General features: G+C 68.7%; 4 protein-coding genes. All 4 read right to left on the bottom strand.

The window, feature by feature from the left end; all coding sequences use genetic code 11:
* Positions 1-825, bottom strand: an 825-nt coding sequence (locus Vau01_RS62720) for a DDE-type integrase/transposase/recombinase (protein WP_204015244.1), incomplete at its 3' end; no start/stop codon positions are given.
* Between the two features lie 58 nt (positions 826-883).
* Positions 884-1,510, bottom strand: coding sequence for a helix-turn-helix domain-containing protein (locus Vau01_RS62715; RefSeq protein ID WP_275424077.1), 627 nt, complete (start codon positions 1,508-1,510; stop codon positions 884-886).
* A gap of 175 nt (positions 1,511-1,685) precedes the next feature.
* Positions 1,686-1,955 (bottom strand): hypothetical protein, encoded by a 270-nt coding sequence (locus Vau01_RS62710; RefSeq protein WP_204015239.1) that lies wholly within the window; start codon positions 1,953-1,955, stop codon positions 1,686-1,688.
* Positions 1,956-2,651: 696 nt separating this feature from the next.
* Entirely contained in the window at positions 2,652-3,191 is a 540-nt protein-coding gene (locus Vau01_RS62705; protein ID WP_204015238.1) for a hypothetical protein, read from the bottom strand.
* Positions 3,192-3,559 lie beyond the last annotated feature (368 nt).

The following is a 3,559-nucleotide window of genomic DNA, read 5'->3' as shown; positions in this document are numbered from 1 at the left end:
CCAGCGTTCGATCTTCCCGCGGCCTTCCGGCTGCCCGGGTCGGGAGTGAACCAGTTTGATGCCGAGGCTGGCGCAGGCACGCAGCAGCCACGAGTCGACGAACGACGAGCCGTTGTCGACATAGATCGATTCCGGGACGCCGCGGGAGGCCAGAGCCGGCCGCAACGCCGCCGCCAGGCGCACGGCATCCTCGGAGTAGCCGAACCGGGCGGCCATCACCGCTCTGGACCTGTCGTCGAGGAACGCGAACAGATAGGTCTTGCGGCGCACCCCACCGGCATCGGCGATGACCGGGCCGTGCAGGACGTCACCGACCCACAACTCGTTGCACCGGTCGGCCTCGAACCGGCCGAACACCACCGGCCTGCCGGGCAGATCCCGGTCCAACTCCAGGTGCTTGAAGTGGCGTTGCAGCGTGCGGTCCGACGGAGCCCACCCCGACTGCGCCCGCAGAATCCGCGCCACCTGCGCCGCGGTGCGGGCCGGGTTCTCCCGCTTCACCGCGGCGGCCATGGCCAGCACCTCCGCCGGCGTGCGCGCCTCTACCCGCGCCGGGGTCGGCACCAACGCCTCGAACCCGCCGGCCCGCCACCACCGGCACCACCGGTTCAACGTCGCCACCGACACCCGAACCGGCGCACCGAACGGCCCCGCATGCACCCGGCCCGTCACCTCCCGGACCAGACGGCCCCGCTGCCGCGTCGACAGCGTCGGGTCGATCACCTCCTGGACCAGCCCGTAACGGAACAACGCAATCCGCCGGGCCCGTTCCGCCCGCAGACGCTGCTCACCATCCACTCCACCAACGACATCGGCCACCGTCATGCCCTTCTCTGACACGGTCGAAGATCAACCGTTCGAGGGTCATCGACACCCGCCGACCTCACCAGGGGCGACCCGTGTTGGCCAAGTCCACAGTGGACAGAGATGTCAGGAGCCGACCAGACGTGACCGCCGAGGCCACCAGCCACGGCGACACCACGAGCGGCCCCGGCTGGGACGGTGGCACGCTCCACCGGCGCGCCACCGCCCCAGCCGCAGCCAGGACCGCCGCGACCGCGTCCGCCACCACCGTCCCTGCCGGCGCAGGCAACGCCGGATCGGCGTCAACCGCGCACAACAACGCCGTGAACGCCTCCCGCAACGGCCCCGCCCGCATCCGAAACCGGCGCAGCCAACCCCGCACCGTCGCCTCCGACCGGCCCAGCCAGCACGCGATCCGCCGATGCCCCACGCCCTGCGCAGCCCGCACCAGCGCCGCACCGATCACCGCCACCGTGTCCGCCCGCCTCACCAGCAAGCTGACCGGCAACAGCACGTGGGTGCGCCCGCACCCGGCGCAACGCGTCCGACGCGGACGAAGCCGCCGCCGGACCTCCCCAACATCGCGGACCACCCGGACCCGGGCATAACCCCACGGCCGCAACCGGCCACCACACCCCGGACACGCCAACCCACCACCGGACAGCCGCCGCTCGACGCCATCTCCGCCATTGCCTACCGTGAGCACCGGTGCCTCCGCGCACCACCGCGGCCCTCCCGGACGCTCGGCCAAGAGAAGACCGGGAGGGCCGCTGGCCTACACCAACCCGCTCACGCTGTCGTCGCACAGCAACAAGAGCAACCCCACCACGGCCACGCACCCACACGCTCACACCGAACGACGCCACCCCGCCCCTACCCGATCACGGCGAAAGACGGGCAACACCGCCGAACCGGACGGGCTGTACCGCAGCAGCGAGGTCAGCCGCGTGGAACTGTGGCTCGACTTCGACAGCGACATGCTCCACCAGGGGGCACTGATCACCGTCGACCTGGCCGACGGGGTTCGGCTGGCCACGGCGCGCCAGCACAGCGAGGATTTCGCCGACCGTGACCAGCACGATATTCCGGCCATCCTGAGTGCACTGGGCCAGGTCGCGGATCAGGTCTGCACGCTCGTGACGGCCTACCACGCCGTCGACCCCACAACACTAGGTCGGGACGGCGAGGCGGCACGGACCGGAGACGACCGGACCGGAGACGACCGGACCGGAGACGGCACCAGCCGGGGCCATGTTCACCCGCGAGCAGGTCCTCGATGCGGTCAACTCTGCGGCCGACGACATTCACGACGCCGTCGGCGCCGCCGACGAAGGACTCCGTGAGGCCTCAACCTGATGGTCAACGCAGGAATCGCCTACCTGTGCGGCGAGGCCACCGATTTGGAAGGCGTGGCCACCACATACAGCGAGGAATACTCAACCGTGCTCGGCTGGGTCGAGGCGGCCTGATGCGTCGCAGCGATGGCGACAATGTCCGGCCGTCGGACGGCCAGCGATGACCATCCACGTGGTGCAGAACTCCGGCGGCATTGGCAGTTGGGCGGCCACCCAGCGGGTCATCGCCGCGCACGGTACGACGAATCTGGTGCTCCTGGTCGCCGACACGCGGGTCGAGGATCCGGACCTGTGGCGGTTCGTGCGGGACAGCACCGTCCACATTGGAGTTCCGCCGACTGCTGTGGCGGATGGACGGACGCCGTTTGAGGTGTACCGGGACCAACGATTCCTGGTTCTCTCACCCGAGCGAAACCTGTCGGGTCCAAGTCGTGTGTACAAACCCACGTTGGGCGGCGGCTGCGGGGATGCGTGTACCCGAAGGAGCCCATCTCACCCACCAACTCCAGGTGTCTCCAATGCCGTCCGAGCCTCGCGGAGAAAGTGGGCCGCCGCATCAGTGACGTCGCGGGCCGCAGGCCGGATCGCGTCCTTGATCCCGTCGAGTGGGCCCTCGTCAAGAGCGCGTGTGAGTTCGTCGGCGAGCCGAGTGAACGCGTGATCGACCCGAAGTGTTGCGCCCTCAAGGCTCGTAGGTCCCTCCAGGTGCACGATGCTCTTGCGCCTAGCGAACTCTCTGAAGATCTCAATCCGCTTTGCCCGGATCGATGCCACTGCTGCCTGATCACCTGCAATCGCGTGTCCAACGACGGTATGGGCGAGGTAATGGAGCTCGTTTGCGTACGCAAGGAAGTCCGCGTAGGCGGCCCGGCGTAGCTCGCGCGTACGGTCCTGACGGTGATTGATCGCGGTGATTTCCGCTTGTGCCTGCGCGGCTTGGACGTTGCCGCGGCTGGTTAGCCAGCTCGCCGCCAACGCGGTTACCCCAGTCAGAACGCCGGTAGTCAAGGCGATAAGGACAGTCTCCTGCATGGTCCGAGTATTGCCAGCCGCGCCAACCTAAAGGCGACGTCAGTGACCTACTGATCTGCGGATGAGCCATGACGCCCTCGAATCACATAGTTCTCAGGCCGCGCGACCTTCACGCGGACGCGCTTGCCTCGCGAGACGGCTGGATTCCTGAGAGCGGAAGCATCGCCTCGAGGCCGCCGCGATTCGTCATCCCGTCCGCCCGCTTCGCGCGCCGCTACCGCGACCTACGCACGAGCCAGCACCGTCGCGGATGCTGGCCGCTGCGCCGCCGCCCTTGGATCAGACCGCACAAGACAGCTCCGACCCACAACGCCGAGGGGAGTAGGTCGGCCGTTCGACACCACGGACTGTTCAGACCTGTCGTTCCC

Origin of the sequence: Virgisporangium aurantiacum, from assembly GCF_016863635.1 — a bacterium.
In the GTDB taxonomy this organism is placed as follows: Bacteria; Actinomycetota; Actinomycetes; order Mycobacteriales; family Micromonosporaceae; genus Virgisporangium; species Virgisporangium aurantiacum.
Note: the sequence above shows the minus strand (reverse complement) of the source record. Positions and strands in the feature narration are given on the sequence as shown.

Bases quoted from the DNA above. Each gene is read 5' to 3' on its own strand.
- Vau01_RS62705 (WP_204015238.1), bottom strand. From the start codon at position 3,191: ATGCAGGAGACTGTCCTTATCGCCTTGACTACCGGCGTTCTGACTGGG.